The organism is Devosia sp. (assembly GCF_025809055.1).
Taxonomy (GTDB): domain Bacteria; phylum Pseudomonadota; class Alphaproteobacteria; order Rhizobiales; family Devosiaceae; genus Devosia.
Map to the genome: position 1 here is coordinate 206,218 of NZ_CP075529.1, position 15,802 is coordinate 222,019.

Annotated in this window: 16 protein-coding genes; 3 read left to right on the plus strand and 13 right to left on the minus strand. The window is 63.9% G+C overall.

Annotated features, from left to right (window positions below; translation table 11 throughout):
* The 13 genes from KIT02_RS01005 to KIT02_RS01065 all read right to left on the minus strand — a co-directional run bounded on the left by KIT02_RS01005 (position 1) and on the right by KIT02_RS01065 (position 13,393).
* Positions 1-735: an SDR family NAD(P)-dependent oxidoreductase gene (locus tag KIT02_RS01005; RefSeq protein ID WP_297581083.1), complete on the minus strand. Its 735-nt coding sequence runs from the start codon at positions 733-735 to the stop codon at positions 1-3.
* Positions 735-2,225, minus strand: coding sequence for an amidophosphoribosyltransferase (gene purF / locus KIT02_RS01010; RefSeq protein ID WP_297581086.1), 1,491 nt, complete (start codon positions 2,223-2,225; stop codon positions 735-737). The genes KIT02_RS01005 and purF overlap by 1 nt, the downstream gene beginning before the upstream one ends.
* Before the next feature lie 284 nt (positions 2,226-2,509).
* On the minus strand, positions 2,510-3,145 hold the full coding sequence (locus KIT02_RS01015) for a CvpA family protein (protein WP_297581089.1): 636 nt from the start codon (positions 3,143-3,145) through the stop codon (positions 2,510-2,512).
* 216 nt (positions 3,146-3,361) lie between these two features.
* A complete protein-coding gene (radA, locus tag KIT02_RS01020; RefSeq protein WP_297581091.1) occupies positions 3,362-4,768 on the minus strand; it encodes a DNA repair protein RadA in 1,407 nt (468 codons plus the stop codon).
* Positions 4,769-5,000: 232 nt separating this feature from the next.
* The gene (locus KIT02_RS01025; RefSeq protein ID WP_297581094.1) at positions 5,001-5,555 is read right to left on the minus strand and encodes a DUF1697 domain-containing protein; all 555 of its coding nucleotides are present in this window, start codon (positions 5,553-5,555) and stop codon (positions 5,001-5,003) included.
* Positions 5,556-5,638: 83 nt separating this feature from the next.
* On the minus strand, positions 5,639-6,154 hold the full coding sequence (locus KIT02_RS01030; RefSeq protein ID WP_297581097.1) for an AAA family ATPase: 516 nt from the start codon (positions 6,152-6,154) through the stop codon (positions 5,639-5,641).
* Positions 6,155-6,159: 5 nt separating this feature from the next.
* Entirely contained in the window at positions 6,160-7,287 is a 1,128-nt protein-coding gene (alr, locus tag KIT02_RS01035; RefSeq protein WP_297581099.1) for an alanine racemase, read from the minus strand.
* Positions 7,288-7,289: 2 nt separating this feature from the next.
* Positions 7,290-8,774: a replicative DNA helicase gene (locus tag KIT02_RS01040; RefSeq protein WP_297581102.1), complete on the minus strand. Its 1,485-nt coding sequence runs from the start codon at positions 8,772-8,774 to the stop codon at positions 7,290-7,292.
* 312 nt (positions 8,775-9,086) lie between these two features.
* The gene (gene rplI, locus KIT02_RS01045) at positions 9,087-9,653 is read right to left on the minus strand and encodes a 50S ribosomal protein L9 (protein WP_366520574.1); all 567 of its coding nucleotides are present in this window, start codon (positions 9,651-9,653) and stop codon (positions 9,087-9,089) included.
* 136 nt (positions 9,654-9,789) lie between these two features.
* Entirely contained in the window at positions 9,790-10,038 is a 249-nt protein-coding gene (rpsR, locus tag KIT02_RS01050; RefSeq protein ID WP_109442249.1) for a 30S ribosomal protein S18, read from the minus strand.
* A gap of 23 nt (positions 10,039-10,061) precedes the next feature.
* On the minus strand, positions 10,062-10,457 hold the full coding sequence (rpsF, locus tag KIT02_RS01055; RefSeq protein WP_297581105.1) for a 30S ribosomal protein S6: 396 nt from the start codon (positions 10,455-10,457) through the stop codon (positions 10,062-10,064).
* Between the two features lie 214 nt (positions 10,458-10,671).
* Positions 10,672-11,913, minus strand: a complete 1,242-nt coding sequence (locus tag KIT02_RS01060; RefSeq protein ID WP_297581108.1) for a glycosyltransferase — start codon at positions 11,911-11,913, stop codon at positions 10,672-10,674.
* Positions 11,914-11,935: 22 nt separating this feature from the next.
* Entirely contained in the window at positions 11,936-13,393 is a 1,458-nt protein-coding gene (locus KIT02_RS01065; RefSeq protein ID WP_297581112.1) for a sensor domain-containing diguanylate cyclase, read from the minus strand.
* A gap of 189 nt (positions 13,394-13,582) precedes the next feature.
* Here KIT02_RS01065 and fabD point away from each other — a divergent pair, with 189 nt between their 5' ends.
* The 3 genes from fabD to KIT02_RS01080 all read left to right on the plus strand — a co-directional run bounded on the left by fabD (position 13,583) and on the right by KIT02_RS01080 (position 15,778).
* On the plus strand, positions 13,583-14,533 hold the full coding sequence (gene fabD / locus KIT02_RS01070; protein WP_297581115.1) for an ACP S-malonyltransferase: 951 nt from the start codon (positions 13,583-13,585) through the stop codon (positions 14,531-14,533).
* Between the two features lie 57 nt (positions 14,534-14,590).
* Complete coding sequence (gene fabG / locus KIT02_RS01075; RefSeq protein ID WP_297581118.1) at positions 14,591-15,328, plus strand: 3-oxoacyl-[acyl-carrier-protein] reductase; 738 nt, start codon at positions 14,591-14,593, stop codon at positions 15,326-15,328.
* Between the two features lie 213 nt (positions 15,329-15,541).
* Positions 15,542-15,778: an acyl carrier protein gene (locus KIT02_RS01080; protein ID WP_046103861.1), complete on the plus strand. Its 237-nt coding sequence runs from the start codon at positions 15,542-15,544 to the stop codon at positions 15,776-15,778.
* The last annotated feature ends 24 nt before the right edge of the window (positions 15,779-15,802 follow it).

The following is a 15,802-nucleotide window of genomic DNA, read 5'->3' on the forward strand; positions in this document are numbered from 1 at the left end:
TCAGATATCTTCGAACCGGCCAGTATCGACGTCGAACAGGCGTCCGTTTTCGTCAAGGCCCGGATCGAGCAGGTCCAGCAGCTTTGGCGCGATTTCGGCCGGTGCCGGCAGGGTGTCCGGGTTTTCGCCCGGCATGGCCTTGGCCCGCATGGCAGTCCTGACCGCGCCGGGATAGAACACGTTGGCCTTGACCCGGGTCTGGGCAATTTCCCCTGCATAGGATTTGGCCAGCGCGTCGAGCGCGGCCTTGCTGGCCGCATAAAGCCCCCAGAACGGGCGGGCCGAGCGCGCCGCGCTGGACGATACGAAGACCGCCCGCCCGGCCTCGGATTGCCGCAACAGCAGGTCGAGCGACCGCAGCAGGCGATAATTGGCGGTCACATTGACCGCCAAAACCTTGTCGAACTCGTCTGGCTTGATGTGCGACACCGGGCTCAGTACGCCCAATTGGCCGGCATTGGCAATCAACCCGTCAAGGCGTCCCCAGCGGTCGAATATGGCAGCGCCCAGCCGGTCGACGGCCTCTCCGTCACGCAGGTCGAGCGGCACCAGCGTGGTCGACCCGCCGCCGCCCTGGATTTCGTCGTCGAGTTCCTCGAGTCCGCCCACCGTGCGCGCCACGGCGATCACATGCGCGCCGCGCTTTGCCGCTTCCAGCCCGGCCGCATAGCCGATGCCGCGCGACGCCCCCGTGACCAGCACGACCTTGCCGGCCAGTTCCTTGTTTTCGCTCATCAACCCGCTTCCTTGAGCAGCGATATCTGCTTGGGGTCGCTCATGGTCCGCCCGTGCAGATCGGTCAAGACCGTGGGATAGTCGCCGGTGAAATAATGGTCGGTAAATTGCGGCGCCTGCGCATTGCGCTTTTCGCCGCCGACGGCCTGGTAGAGCCCGTCGATGGACAGGAACTGCAACGAGTCCGCGCCGATGAACCGGCACATGGCGTCGAGGTCGGTATATTGATTGGCCAGGAGCTTGTCCGGGTCCGGCGTGTCGATGCCGTAATAGTCCGAATGGAAGATCATCGGGCTGGCGACGCGAATGTGGACTTCGGTTGCGCCGGCGTCGCGGATCATCTGCACGATCTTCACCGATGTGGTGCCGCGCACGATCGAATCATCGATCAGCACTACGCGCTTGCCGGCAATTTCGGCGCGGTTGGCCGAGTGCTTGAGGCGCACGCCGAAAGCACGGATGGATTGGGTCGGCTCGATGAAGGTCCGCCCCACATAATGGTTGCGGATGATCCCGAGCTCGAACGGAATGCCGCTGGCCTGGGCAAAACCGATGGCCGCTGGCGTGCCGCCATCGGGCACCGGCACCACCACGTCGGCGTCGACGGGCGCTTCCTTGGCCAGGTTAATGCCCATGTTCTTGCGCGCCACATAGACGCTGCGGCCCGAGACCACCGAATCCGGGCGGGCGAAATAGACATATTCGAACAGGCACGGCCGTTCCGGCGCCTTGCGGGCAGGCTTGCGCGCATCGATGCTGATCGAGCCATCGGCCTGCATCTCGCAGATGATGACTTCGCCATTCTCGACATCGCGCACATATTTCGCGCCGATGATGTCGAGGGCGCAGGTTTCCGAGCAGAAGATCGGCTTGCCGTCGAGTTCACCCATGACCAGCGGGCGGATACCGATGGGGTCGCGCGCCGCAATCAGCTTGGTGCGGGTCATGGCCAGCATGGCATATCCGCCCTCCATCTGCCGGATGGCGTCGATGAAGCGGTCGGTGCTGGAGGAATGTCGCGAGCGGGCGATGAGATGCAGCACGACTTCTGTATCGGAGGTCGACTGGCAGATGGCGCCGGTGGCGATGATCTGCCGGCGCAGGGTCAGGCCATTGGTGAAATTGCCGTTATGGGCGATGGCGATGCCGCCGGCTTCGAGTTCGGCAAACAGCGGCTGCACATTGCGCAGCGCCACCTCGCCCGTGGTCGAATAGCGGGTGTGGCCGATGGCGATATGGCCGGGCAGCTTCGCGAGGACCGCCGGGTCGGTATAGTGGTCGCCCACCAGCCCCATGCGCTTTTCCTGATGGAATTGTTGGCCATCGAAGCTGACGATGCCGGCCGCTTCCTGGCCGCGATGCTGCAGTGCATGCAGGCCCAGCGCGGTCAGCGTTGCCGCGTCGCTATGGCCCAGAATGCCGAACACGCCGCACTCTTCATGCAGCGTGTCACCGTCGAGATCAAAAACCTCATCGCTCGCAGGAATCACCGGGGTCTCCATGCCAATCATGCCGCCTGTTCGTGCGTTTTAGAGAGAAAGAGGATACCACTCTTCTGCTTCGAAAACGTCCCAACTCAAAGACTTGGAGCACCTGCTCTGACCCAATCAGATCACAGAACGCTCCCGCCCAAGGTCGCCTCCCGGAAACGGGAAGCGCTCTGGGCCCGCAAATAGCGCATTTTCCGGCCCCGCACCAATGACAAGTGCGACCAGCGGGTTTGAGGCGGATGCGCATCTCCCGCCTGCAGTGTTTCAGGCTCCGGTGAGCGGTCTTAGGTCTGTGTCTCGGTTTCGGGCACGGGATCGGTGGGGTCCACGGTGCCGTCCATGCTCGGGTCGACCGGCTCGGTCCCTTCCAGCGGCGTTGCCGGCACGTCGGGATCCTCGGTCAGGTTGGCGCCGCCGCCCTGGATGATGTCGGTGACCTGCTGCTCCAGGCCATCGGGCAGCATGGAGATCAGCGTGTTGCCCATGTTCTGCAGATAGGGCAGGGACTGCGACCGCGCGGCCCAGTCCGGCAGGTTTGTACCCAGCAGCCAGACGCCGAAAATGGTGATGACGATGGCGATCAGGATGCCGCGCAACACGCCGAACACGAAGCCCAGCGTGCGATCGATCGGGCCGACGCGGCTGTCGACGACGAAATCGGCGATGCGCATGGTGAGCAGGTGCAGCACGATCAGCGAGACGATGAAGCTGACGACGACGGTGGCGATATCGGCCACCAGCGGCTCGTCGATATAGCCGCGGGCGATTTCGGGGTGGAACTGCCAGGCATAGACGGCAATTGCCGCCGAACCGGCCCAGGTGGCCAGCGACAGGACCTCGCGGGTCAGGCCACGGGCCGTCGCCAGAATTGCCGAGATCAGCACCAGTACGCCCACACCAACGTCAAACGCAGTCAGCATATGTCTTTTCGCCTGTTTCTAGCCGCCCCGGCTTTCCCTGGCATCGCCCCGACGGGCACGTCCGCCACTGGGTGCCGATGCGCAACACATGAAAACGCTCCCCAATGCCCCGTGTCGAGGCCCGGATGACGCTCCTGCGCGACCTTTAACGATTTTGAAACGCCCTGCCAAGGGCGGGTGCAGTGCGCAAGGGCGATCTCCCCGAAAACTGATGATTTACCATGAATCCGGCTCCGGTTCGGGAATGGCTCTCTTGCCCTGCGCCGCGATCCGGCTGACCATGTCGCTCAAGAGAGCATATTCGGTCACCGCGAGGCCCCCGCCACGGTCGGCATTGCCGAGCTTGCCGGTCACCACCGATCCGAAGCCGAGCTTTTCCGCCTCGCGCAGCCTGAGGCCGGCATGGACCACCGGCCGCACGCCACCGGCCAACGAAATTTCCCCGAAATAGACGGCATCGGCGGGCAGGGCGGACCCCGTCAGCGAAGAAATCAGCGCTGCCGCCACCGCGAGGTCGGCCGCGGGTTCATTGATTTTGAGGCCACCAGCGACATTGAGATAGATGTCGTTGGCCCCGATCCGCACCCCACACCGCGTCTCCAGCACAGCCAGCACCATCGACAGGCGCGAAGAATCCCAGCCGACGACGGCGCGGCGCGGCGTGCCCAGCGGCGAGGGCGCGACCAGCGCCTGGATTTCGATCAGCAGCGGCCGCGTCCCTTCCATGCCGGCAAAGACGGCCGAGCCCGCCGCGTCCTTGTCGCGCTGGTCGAGAAACAGTGCAGAGGGGTTGGCCACCTGCTCCAGTCCGCGTTCGGTCATGGCAAAGACGCCGATCTCGTCGGTTGCGCCATAACGGTTCTTCACCCCGCGCAAAATGCGGAATGTGTGGCTGCTGTCGCCCTCAAAATAGAGCACGGCATCGACCATGTGCTCGACGACGCGCGGCCCGGCGATCTGCCCATCCTTGGTGACGTGGCCGACCAGTACAACGGCCGCCCCGGTCTTCTTGGCGACGCGCGTCAGCGCCTGTGCGGAGGTGCGCACCTGGGTCACCGTGCCGGGCGCCGAATCCACCCGGTCGGTCCACAGCGTCTGGATCGAGTCGATGATGACGAGGTCCGGCGCCGGGCCGCTTTCCAGCGTCGCCAGGATGATCTCGACATTGGTTTCCGCCGCCAGCAAGACGCCCGCTTCCCCCAGTCCCAACCGCTGCGCCCGCAGTCGCACCTGCGCCACCGCCTCCTCGCCCGACACATAGATGACGCGCTTGCCCCGGGCCGCCAGCGCCGCAGCCGATTGCAACAGCAGGGTGGATTTGCCGATGCCCGGATCGCCGCCGACGAGCAGGGCCGAGCCCTTGACGAAGCCGCCGCCCGTCACCCGGTCCAGCTCCGCAATGCCGGTGACGACACGGGCCGCGCTCTCGGTTTCCCCGCTCAGGGGCACCAGGTTCGCCGGCCGTCCTCCCGCCTTGGCGGCCTTGGGCCCAGCACCGACGCCGGAATCCACCAGTTCCTCGACGATGGTGTTCCATTCCCCGCAGGAATCGCATCGGCCCTGCCAGCGGCTCGATACCGCCCCGCAGGATTGGCAGATGAAGGAGGATTTGGATTTCGCCATTACGCTAACGTGCCACCTGAATTGAAACGTCTTTCCCGGCCCACCGGGGCATTCCCCAGCACTGGCTCATTTCCGGCCACCGGGTCATTCCCGACCGCCGGTTCATTCCCCGCCTCCGTGTCATTCCCGCGAAAGCGGGAACCTCCGTTTCGCGACACCGCCGGGGAAAACAGGAATCCCTTTCCACAGCAATGACAGCCTTCATCCGAGACGTTTCGAACCGGCCCCATTATTACCCCTCTCTGTCCCGCGCCATGACCCGCTCGGCCAATTTGCGCGTCGTGTTCCAGTTGCGTGACGTATTGAGCCCGCAATGCTTGTCGATCTTGCGGATCAGCTTGCCGGACTTGGCCACATCCTGCGAAAAATCGACAATGAGGTGATCGGCGATGATATGGATCGCTTCCGGTCCGTCATGTTGCTCTGCCCAGCCAAAGTCGGGCTTTGCAGCGGCAAAGAAATAGACCCCGGTTTCGCTTGGCTTTGTCGCTGCGTCAGAAATCGGGTCGGCCTTGACCAGGCGCCGAAGCTGATTGGGTGTCCTGATGATGGCCGCGACGTTTTCACCAAGCCCGAACCCGCGCAGCACCGGCTCCATGGCCTTTCGCGCCGCCCCCGCACCAGCGGCAAATCCGGCGATCATGTTGCCGGTATTGACCACAGTCTCCGGCCGGACGAATCCGGCCCGCTCGGCCGCGTCGCGCCAGTCCGCCATGCTCATGAGCCGATGCGTCGCCGGCCCGATGGCGCGCAGCAGAATGATGTAGAGGGGCACAGAATTGGCCAAGGCTGTCTCGTATCGTCAGTCCGTAAGGTTTAGCAGCAGGTCGGACGATCGACAAGAACAAATAAGGAACAAGGTGTGCCCGCCTATTGGGGGGCGAGGATCGCGTCTATCACCTGTTCAACGCTCATCTCGGAACTGTCCAGCCATAGGCCAATTCTTGGCGTTTCGCGCACCAGCGCTTCGGCGAGGACGCTGGGGGAAAAATTGTCCGAATATCCGGTCTTGGGCCGATCGCGATCCCGCTGGGCGAGCACGTCCGCTGACGGTGTCAGGACAACGACGCGCGGTTCAAAGTCGCTGAGCCGATCGACGGCGCTTCTCAGGTCATCCCCGATCAGGATGTCCTCATAAACTACGGCAAATCCCGCCTCTGCGAAGCGACGCACACTATCGGTGGCGGCTTGCTGCCGAAGGCTGAGCTGGGCGCGCGCATCGGCATCGAGAACTGGTCCCATGACGGCCTCGCCGCGCACGATCATCCGCAGAAAGGCGTCGCCTTCGACGTAGGCGGCTCTGTTGAACCTTTGGGCCAGGGCTTTGGCTATGGTGGATTTGCCGGCCGCCATGGCGCCGGTAATGATGAATACGGGCTCGGTCATATGCGCTACTCCGGCACGTGCCCGTCGCCGACATAGATGCGGTTGTAGCGGCCCTTGAGGCTGGTCAGCAGTTCGTAGCCGATAGTACCGGCCGCGTCGGCCTGGTCATCGACCCGCACATTGGGCCCGAAAACCTCCGCGCCCTCGCCGGGGCCGGGCAGGTCGGGGCCGAGTTCGGTAATGTCGACAATGGTCAGGTCCATTGAGATCCGCCCGACAATGGGGCAGAGCTGGCCACGGATGAACACCTTGCCGCCCGGCCGCTGATTGGTGCCGGAGAGGGATCGCAATCCGCCATCGGCATAGCCATAGCCGAGCACCGCCAGCCGCGAATTGCGGTTGAGCGTGTAGGTGGCGCCATAGCCGACCGTTTCCCCGGTGCGCCCTTCGGTGACCTGCAGAATGGGCACGTGCAGCGTCGCCACCGCCTGCATGGGGTTCTTGCGTCCGGCCACTGCACGGCCGCCATAGAGCGCAATGCCCGGGCGCACCATCTGGAAATGATAGTCGCGCCCCGTCATCATGCCGGCCGAATTGGCCAATGATGCCGGAATGCCAGGGAATTGCGCCATCACCGAGCCGAACAGGGCCAGTTGGGTGCGGTTCTTTTCGTGGTTGGGCGTGTCGGCGCAGGCCAGGTGGCTCATGATCATCTGCGGCGCATAGCCCAGTTGCTCGATGCGCTGGCGCACGGCCGAAACCTCGCCCAGCCGGAACCCGAGCCGGTTGATGCCGGTATCGAAGTGAAAAGCGGCGCGATAGGCTTCGTTGCGCTCGATGCATTTGGCGAGCCATTCTTCGAGCATCGACATCGAGGAAAGCACCGGCATCAGGTTTTGCCGGATATAGAGATTGGCCGCGCCGGGATAGAGCCCGTAGAGAATGAAGATATGCGCATCGGGCAGGGCGGCGCGCACAGCCATGCCTTCATCCGGCGTCGCCACGAAGAAGAAACGGGCCCCGGCGGCGTGCAGCGCCTTGGCCGCCATGTCGATGCCCATGCCATAGGCGTCTGCCTTGACCACGGCAGCGGTCAATGCCCCCGCGCTGATCTTGTCCAGCGCGCGCCAGTTGCGGGCCAATACGCCCAGGTCGATGCTCAGTTGGCCGCCCAGGCCAGAAGTCAGCGCCATGCCTATTCCATGCGTTCGGGCAGGTAGTCTGCCCGAGCAAGGTTACCAAAGCGGGTAAACTGCGCCTCGAAACTCAGCTGGACCGTGCCGGTGGGGCCGTGGCGCTGCTTGGCGATGATGACCTCCGCCTTGCCGTGCACTTTCTCCATTTCCCCCTGCCAGGCCAGATGCTCGGGCGTACCCTCCTTGGGCTCCTTGTTCTTGAGATAGTATTCTTCGCGATACACGAACAGAACCACGTCCGCGTCCTGCTCGATAGAGCCCGATTCGCGCAGGTCTGCCAGTTGCGGATGCTTGTCGTCGCGCGCTTCCACCTGTCGGGACAGCTGGGAAAGCGCGATGATGGGCACTTCCAGTTCCTTGGCCAGCGCCTTGAGCGTGGTGGTGATTTCGGTCAGTTCCTGCACGCGGTTCTGGCTCGACGCCTTCGACGAGCCCGAGAGCAATTGCAGGTAGTCGACGATCAGCAGGTCGAGCCCTCGCTGCCGCTTGAGGCGCCGGGCACGGGCCGCAAGCTGCGCCACCGAAATGCCGCCGGTATCGTCGATATAGAGCGGCACCTTGCTCATCATGTTGGAGACGTCGACCAGCTTGGCGAACTGGTTGTCGTGGATGCGCCCGCGCCGGATATCGGAGGATGAAATCTCCGCCTGTTCGGCCAGGATACGGGTGGCGAGCTGTTCGGAACTCATTTCGAGGCTGAAAAAGCCCACCATGCCGCCATTGACGGTCTTGCTGTGCCCGTCGGGCGTCACGTCGCCGCGCCAGGCCTTGGCGACATTGTAGGCGATGTTGGTCACGAGCGAGGTCTTGCCCATGGCCGGGCGGCCGGCCAGGATGATCAGGTCGCTGCGCTGCAACCCGCCCATCTGCCGGTCGAGATCGTGCAGGTCCGTGGCAATGCCCGACAGGCCTCCGTCGCGCTGGAAGGCCTCGCCGGCCATCTGGATCGAGGCGCTGAGGGCCGACGAGAAAGCCTGGAAGCCGCCATCATAGCGGCCCTTTTCGGCCAGCTGGAACAGCTCGCCTTCCACCTTTTCGATCTGCCTGACCGGCGTCATCTCGACATCGCTGTCATAGGCGACCGAGACCATTTCCTCGCCCACCATGATCAGATTGCGGCGAATGGCCAGGTCATAGATGGCCTGGCCATAGTCGGCCGCGTTGAGCACCGTCGTCGCTTCCGCCGCCAGCCGCGAAAGATATTGCATCATGGTCACGTCGGGCAGCAGCTGGTCGGGCAGGTGGGTCTTGAGCGTGGCCGGTTCCGCCGCCTTGCCGGCCCGGATGATCTTGCCCGCCAGCTCATAGATTTCGCGGTGGACTGGCTCGTAGAAATGCTCTGGCAGCAGGAAATCGGCCACCCGGTAGAACGCGTCATTGTTGATCAGGATCGCGCCCAGCAGCGCCTGCTCCACATCCACATTGTGCGGCGCGGTGCGAAAGGACTTGTCTTCGGCAGGGTGAAGGCGTGCGATCTCGGCCATGGGTCTTTCCGGGGTGTTAACCTTTCTTAATCACGCGACTCGGCGCGGAGTCTTGGGCTAGCGGCGATCCGGTTAATGTACTGGAAACGTTCTGTGTGAACAGCGGGGACAACGGGGATTGTGATCATAAGCGATTGCCCGCCCAAAGCGCGATTCTCTCTCGCCCCCCACCGCGACATTCCCGCCTTCCTCATGTCATTCCCGGCTCCCCACCATGTCATTCCCGCGAAAGCGGGAACCCCACGAACCGCACCAAAACAAAAAAGGCCGGGCACCGGGCCCGGCCTTTCAATCTCGATCGTGGGCTGGAGCCTACTCTTCGAAGCGGTCGTCCTGTGCGGCGTCCTGCTGGCCGGCGGCGAAATCGCCACCTTCATCGGCCTCGAACGTATGCACGGTCACGTCTTCACCGGCAGCCTGGCGCTCGGCTTCGTCGGCCGAACGGGCAACGTTGACGGTCACGGTGACTTCAACTTCCGGATGCAGCGACAGGGCCACGGTGTGAACACCGACCGACTTGATCGGATCAGGCAGTTCGACCTGGTTGCGCTGGATGGTGAAGCCGTCCTTGGCCAGGGCCTCGACGACGTCACGGGCAGCGACCGAACCATAGAGCTGGCCGGTTTCGCCGGCCTGGCGGATCATCACGACGGCGTGGCCGTTGAGACCCTCGGCAATGCCAGCAGCGGCATTGCGGCGCTCTTCGTTGCGCTGTTCGATATGGGCGCGCTCGTTTTCGAAACGCTTGCGGTTGGCTTCCGTGGCGCGCAGGGCCTTGCCCTGGGGCAGCAGGAAGTTACGGGCAAAGCCGTCCTTGACGTTGACTTCGTCGCCGATGGTGCCGGTGCGGCCAACGCGCTCGAGCAGAATGACTTTCATTTGGGTATTCCTTGTGGCTGTCCCGCCTGTGGGGCGGTTAGGAGCCGCGGACCATTCCGCGACCCCAGCGATTCACCCGTGTGGGTGAGGGGGCAAGAAGCCGTCGGGACGCCGCTAGATCGCCGTCCCAGCGCGCTTATTGCACGGCGTACGGCATCAGGCCGATGAAACGGGCACGCTTGATGGCACGGGCCAGTTCACGCTGCTTCTTGGCAGAAACGGCAGTGATGCGGCTCGGCACGATCTTGCCGCGCTCGGACACGTAGCGGCTCAGCAGACGCACGTCCTTGTAGTCGATCTTGGGCGCGCCCTCACCCGAGAACGGGCAGGTCTTGCGACGACGCTGGAACGGGCGGCGGGCCTGGGAAGTGGTAAGGTCTTTAATGGCCATAACTATCGTTCCTTATCTTAGAACCGGCGGGGACGACGGTCGCCCGAGGGGCCGCCACGATCACCACGGCCGCCGTCACGGTCGTCGCGGTCACGCTTCTGCATCATGGCCGACGGGCCTTCTTCCAGCTCGTCGACGCGCACGGTCATGAAGCGCAGGATGTCTTCATTGATGCGCATCTGGCGTTCCATCTCGGCAATGGCCGGGGCCGGAGCTTCGATGTTGAGCAGGGTGTAGTGCGCCTTGCGGTTCTTGCGGATGCGGTAGGAGAGGCCCTTGAGGCCCCAATATTCGTTCTTGGTGACCTTGCCGCCGCCCTGGGACAGGACTTCGGTCAGCTGAGCGGTCAGCTCTTCCACCTGCTGCTGGGACACGTCCTGGCGAGCGAGATAGATGTGTTCGTAAAGGGCCATCGATGCGCCTTCCTTTGCGGTTTCCATAAGCAATGCCTGGCGCGGAGCCTCCTTGAAGCCGGAAAGGCGTCAAAGCAGTCTTGCAAAGAGCGGGAACACGGGAGGCCGGGTTCGATGAACCCTATCCGGCAAAGCCGAACCCTCCGTTCAGCCCCCGGCCAAACGAATTGCTGGCGTCCCTATAGGGGAACGCTGCCCACAAAGCAAGCCTGGCTCACCGCGTGGCGATGGTGCGCTCTACAATGTCGACGGCACTGGCCGTGCCGTCTTCGGCACGGATCAGCCTGCCGAGTGCACTGGCCCGGTCTTTCACTGCTTCGTCGTCCATGAAGGTGATGGCGGCGGCGATGTCTTCGGCACTGAGACGGCGCTTGTCCAGCGCATCGGGGCCCACCCCCAGCCGGGCCACCTGGCGCCCCCAGAACGGCTGGTCGCCCAGGAACGGGCAGATCGTGGTCGGCTTTCCTGCCCGGAGGGAGGCACCGGTCGTGCCGGCTCCGCCGTGGTGTATGGTCGAGGCCACCAGCGGAAACAGCGCGTCATGCGGCGCGCTCTGGATGAAGTGGATGTCCTCCCCGGCAGGGATCTCGGTCAGCGCCCCGCCGACAATGCCGAGCAGGCCGCGCTTGCCCGCCAGCCTGACACCGTCGATCACGCGGCGCGTCAGGCCCTCCGGGTCGGCCTCGGGCATACTGCCGAACCCGATATAGACAGGCGCCTCGCCTGCTTGAAGAAACCTGGCGAGGCCGGGGTCCGGGGACCATGCCGGCGCGGTCAGGGTCCAATATCCGGTCACCGCGACATCTGCACCCCAATCGGCCGGTTTTGGCAGCACGCTTGGGCTATATCCAAAAAGCACGGCGGCAGGCGGATTGATGCGCCCGCGCGGCGGCAGGCCGAGGCTGTCCACCCGCCATTTGCGGATGGCCTTGCCGAACAGGACGCCACCGCCATGGATCATCAGGCCATGGCTGAGCCGGTTGAGCGGCCCCAGATTGCCGAAGGGCAGGATAGGCGTGGGAAAAGCCGAGGTGGGGGTAAAGCCGGGCAGGGGTGAGGCCAGAATGGCCGGAATGCCCAGCTTTTGCGCAATGTGCGGGGACACCAGCGATTTGGGGTGAAACAGGATGGCGTCGGGTCCGAAATCGCGCGCGGCGGCCCATTCGCGGTCAAATATCTCGCTCATCATGCCCACATAGTGCTTGATGAGCTTGAGGCCGGCGCCGAACCCGCCACCTGACCCCCCAATGACCGACTTCGCCTCCGATGATTCCAACGTTTCCAGGAACTCCGCGGGCAGTGGGGCAAACCCGATCTGTTCGGCCGCCGCCATGTCGGCAAACTGGGCTGGAGCCACCAGCATCACCTCGTGGCCGCGGCTGCGCATTTCGCGCGCCAGCGCCAGATAGGGCTGAACGTCCCCCCGCGTCCCCAGAGTATGGATTGAAACGCGCATGATGCATCCTCCGTGTGGGACGCTACCCGAGGCGAGCCGACCGCCTTTCGGGGGGTGGCCCAGGCTCCGGAGCCAAGGGCACGGCGACCCGGTTGCGCCCGCTGTTCTTGGCGACATACAGAGCAGCGTCCGCCTCGGACATCAAAGCCTCGAGTGAGCTGGCCTCGTTGCTTTCGGCCACGCCGATGCTGACGGTCATCCGCAGCGGCGGGTTGCCGGGAGAGTTGATCGATCGGGTCTGTACCGCAATGCGCAGCCGCTCGGCCGTGGCCAGCGCGCCGATCAGGTTGACGCCGGGCAGGATGATCGCGAATTCCTCCCCGCCGATCCGTGCCACCACGTCGCCTTCGCGCAGGTTGCCGCGGAGCGCATTGGCCGCGGTCACGAGCGCCTCGTCCCCGGTGGCATGTCCGTATGTATCGTTGATGGCCTTGAAGTGGTCGATGTCCACCATCAGCACGCTGACTGGATAGCGCCGCTCGATATCCGCAAAGATTGACCTGGCGCTGTCGAAGAACGCCGCGCGGTTGAGCAGGCCCGTCAGCAGGTCATGGTTGGCCGAGTGGCGAAGGGATTCGTGCACGTGGCGCCAGGCCTGGTTGAGCCCGGCGACGATGAACGGCATCAGGGCCACCATGGCGACGCCGAGCCGGAATGACGACGTCTCCGTCGTGCTGGAAAAGTCGAAGCCCAGCGCAATGAAACCGGTTTGGCCTGAGATCAGCAGCAGGACGGTCACGATCAGGGTTATGGCCGTGCTGGCGACAGGCCGGAATCGCAGGGCGCACCAGACCAGGCCCGGCATCAGCAGCAGGATGGCGCCCGGTCCCCCCAGCAGATGTGCCGCAAAGTATGAAACCGCAAGGAAGAGAAGCGAAGCCACCTGCCGCATGGCGACGCGGGAACTGCGCGAAAATATGCGCCAGCGGTCCTGGCCCGGGCCGGTGATGGCCAGGACGAGCGGGAAGACCACGATGTAATTGACGAATTCGGTCGAGAACCACAGCAAGCCGCTTTCCGCCAGCGGCACGTCGAACAGGAGCGGGCCGGTGGCCGCGCCGACCAGTGCCGCACCACCAGAAGCCGCCGAAACCAGCACGAGCACGACGATGGCGCTGGCCGGGTGATGGCTGCCCACCAGGTGATAGGGTATGGCCCGTGCTGTCATCACGCCCACGGCGACTCCCGCCAAGTTGGCTGCCGTCAGCAGCAGCAGCGCCGGGGCCGGTGTGCCGGCCAGCATGTCTGCCGCGAGGAAAGCCAGCGTCGCGGCAATCCAGGTCATGGGCCGGTTGATTGCCGGTCTTTGGGTAAGGATGCCGAGAAGCAGGGCATTGGCCGGCCAGAAACTGGCCAGGTCGAGAAACCAGCGCGTCCCGATACCGACGATGCAGGCGCCAAGAACCAGCAACCCGACAACGGCGGATTGCCCGGAAGGCGTGTCTGGCAGGTATCTGTTCTGGGAGGCGGTCTGGCTCATTTGCCGGTAGTAAAACTTGTCTGACGAATTCACCTTCGCCCGGCAATGTTAATATTCTCTCGTTTCGACGCCTGCAACTCGCCGAAATCTCCCTTAGCCTTGACTCTGCCACACAGTCCCTGCAATGCCCGAACAGCACCTGCAAGCCTCAATGAGCCAGCAGCGGTCAACGAAACGAGGGGGACGAGCATGTCCAGTTCTGCATTCACCTTTCCCGGCCAGGGCAGCCAGGCCGTGGGCATGGGCAAGGATCTGGCCGCAGCCTTTCCCGAAGCGCGCGCCGTTTTCGAAGAGGTCGATGACGCGCTCGGCGCCAGCCTTTCCACCATCATGTTCGAGGGCCCCGAGGACGAGTTGCGCCTGACCGAGCACGCGCAGCCCGCCCTCATGGCCGTCAGCGTCGCCGTGGTCCGCGTGCTTGATGCGCATGGCATCGCCCTGCGCGATCACGCCAAATATGTCGCAGGCCACTCTCTGGGTGAATATTCGGCCCTCTGCGCTGCCGGCACCTTTTCCCTGGCTGACGCCGCCCGCCTGTTGCGGACACGCGGCCAGGCCATGCAGAAGGCGGTTCCCGTCGGCCACGGCGCCATGGCCGCCTTGCTGGGGCTCGATCTCGCAACCGCCCGCGCCGTTGCCGCAGAAGCCGGGCAGGGCGAAGTCTGCGAAGTTGCCAATGACAATGCGCCCGGCCAGGTCGTCGTCTCCGGCGCTACCGGCGCAGTCGAGCGGGCGCTCGAACTGGCCAAGGCGCAGGGCGCCAAGCGCGCTCTGCTGCTGCCTGTTTCCGCGCCCTTCCATTGCTCGCTGATGCAGCCCGCCGCCGAAGCCATGCAGGCCGCCCTGGCCGAGGTGGACATGCAGGCTCCGGTCGTGCCCGTTGTGTCCAACGTGCTGGCGGCGCCGATTTCCGACCCGGCCGAAATCCGCCAGCGCCTGGTCGAACAGGTTACCGGCGTGGTGCGCTGGACCGAGAGCGTGACCTGGCTCACGAGCGAGGGCGGCGTGACCAACCTGGTTGAACTGGGGTCGGGCAAGGTGTTGACCGGCCTTGCAAAACGCATCGCGCCGGAAGCCAGCGGCCGTGCCCTGGGCACCCCGGCAGACATCGAGGCCTTCGTGGCCGAAACCAAAGCCTGAAGCAGCGGAATCAATTTCCGAAGCCGTTGAATCACTTTCTCCCCGGAGGAGACCTAAATGTTTGATCTTTCTGGCAAACGTGCCCTTGTTACCGGCGCCAGCGGCGGCATCGGCCGCGAAATCGCCAAGGCATTGGCAGACGCTGGTGCCACCGTCGCCCTCAGCGGCACCCGTGTCGGTGCGCTCGAGGAAACCGCTGCTGCCATCGGCAAGGATTGTCCGATCCTCGTCGCCAATCTCAGCAAGCTCGACGAGGTCGACAAGCTCGTGCCGGCAGCCGAGGCGGCCATGGGCGGCGTCGATATTCTGGTGAACAATGCCGGCATGACGCGCGACAACCTGTTCATGCGCATGAAGGACGAAGAGTGGGATGACGTCATCGCGGTCAATCTCACCGCCGCCTTCCATCTCAATCGCGCCGTTCTGCGCGGCATGATGAAGGCCCGCTGGGGCCGCATCATCGGCATTTCTTCCGTTGTCGGCGTGACCGGCAATCCCGGGCAGGGCAACTATGCCGCCTCCAAGGCCGGCCTCATCGGCATGAACAAGGCGCTGGCCCACGAAGTCGCCAGCCGCAATATCACCGTCAATTCCATTGCACCCGGCTTCATCGCCTCGGCCATGACCGACGAGCTCAATGACAAGCAGCGCGATTCCATCTTGGCTTCCGTGCCCATGGGCCGCCTGGGTACGGCTCAGGAAATCGCTGCCTGCGCCGTATTTCTGTCCAGCGATGCTGCCGCCTATATCACCGGTCAGACCCTCAACGTGAACGGTGGCATGGCGATGATCTGAGGGGTAAAACCCTTGGAAACCCGCGGCATTGCGGCTGGATATGGCGAAAGAAACATGATAGTTCGCGCCCCGGTTGCACATGCCGGTTCGCCTTGCAGGCGCTGGCAAGGCCGCTTACATTGCCCCGGTGCGGGCCAACACAGTGCTTGATGATTTGGCGCTGCGCCAATAAGAAGCGAAACGAAACCTCGATTTCTAAAAGGGAAGTCTAATATGAGCGATGTCGCTGATCGGGTCCGCAAGATCGTTGTGGAACACCTCAATGTGGATGCCGAGAAGGTCACCGAAAAGGCCAGCTTCATCGACGATCTGGGTGCAGACTCGCTCGACCAGGTTGAGCTGGTCATGGCTTTCGAAGAAGAGTTCTCGGTTGAGATCCCCGACGATGCCGCTGAGTCGATCCAGACCTTCGGCGATGCGGTTGCCTTCCTGACCAAGGCCACCAGCTAAGCCAAGGGATTAGGCCGCTGACCA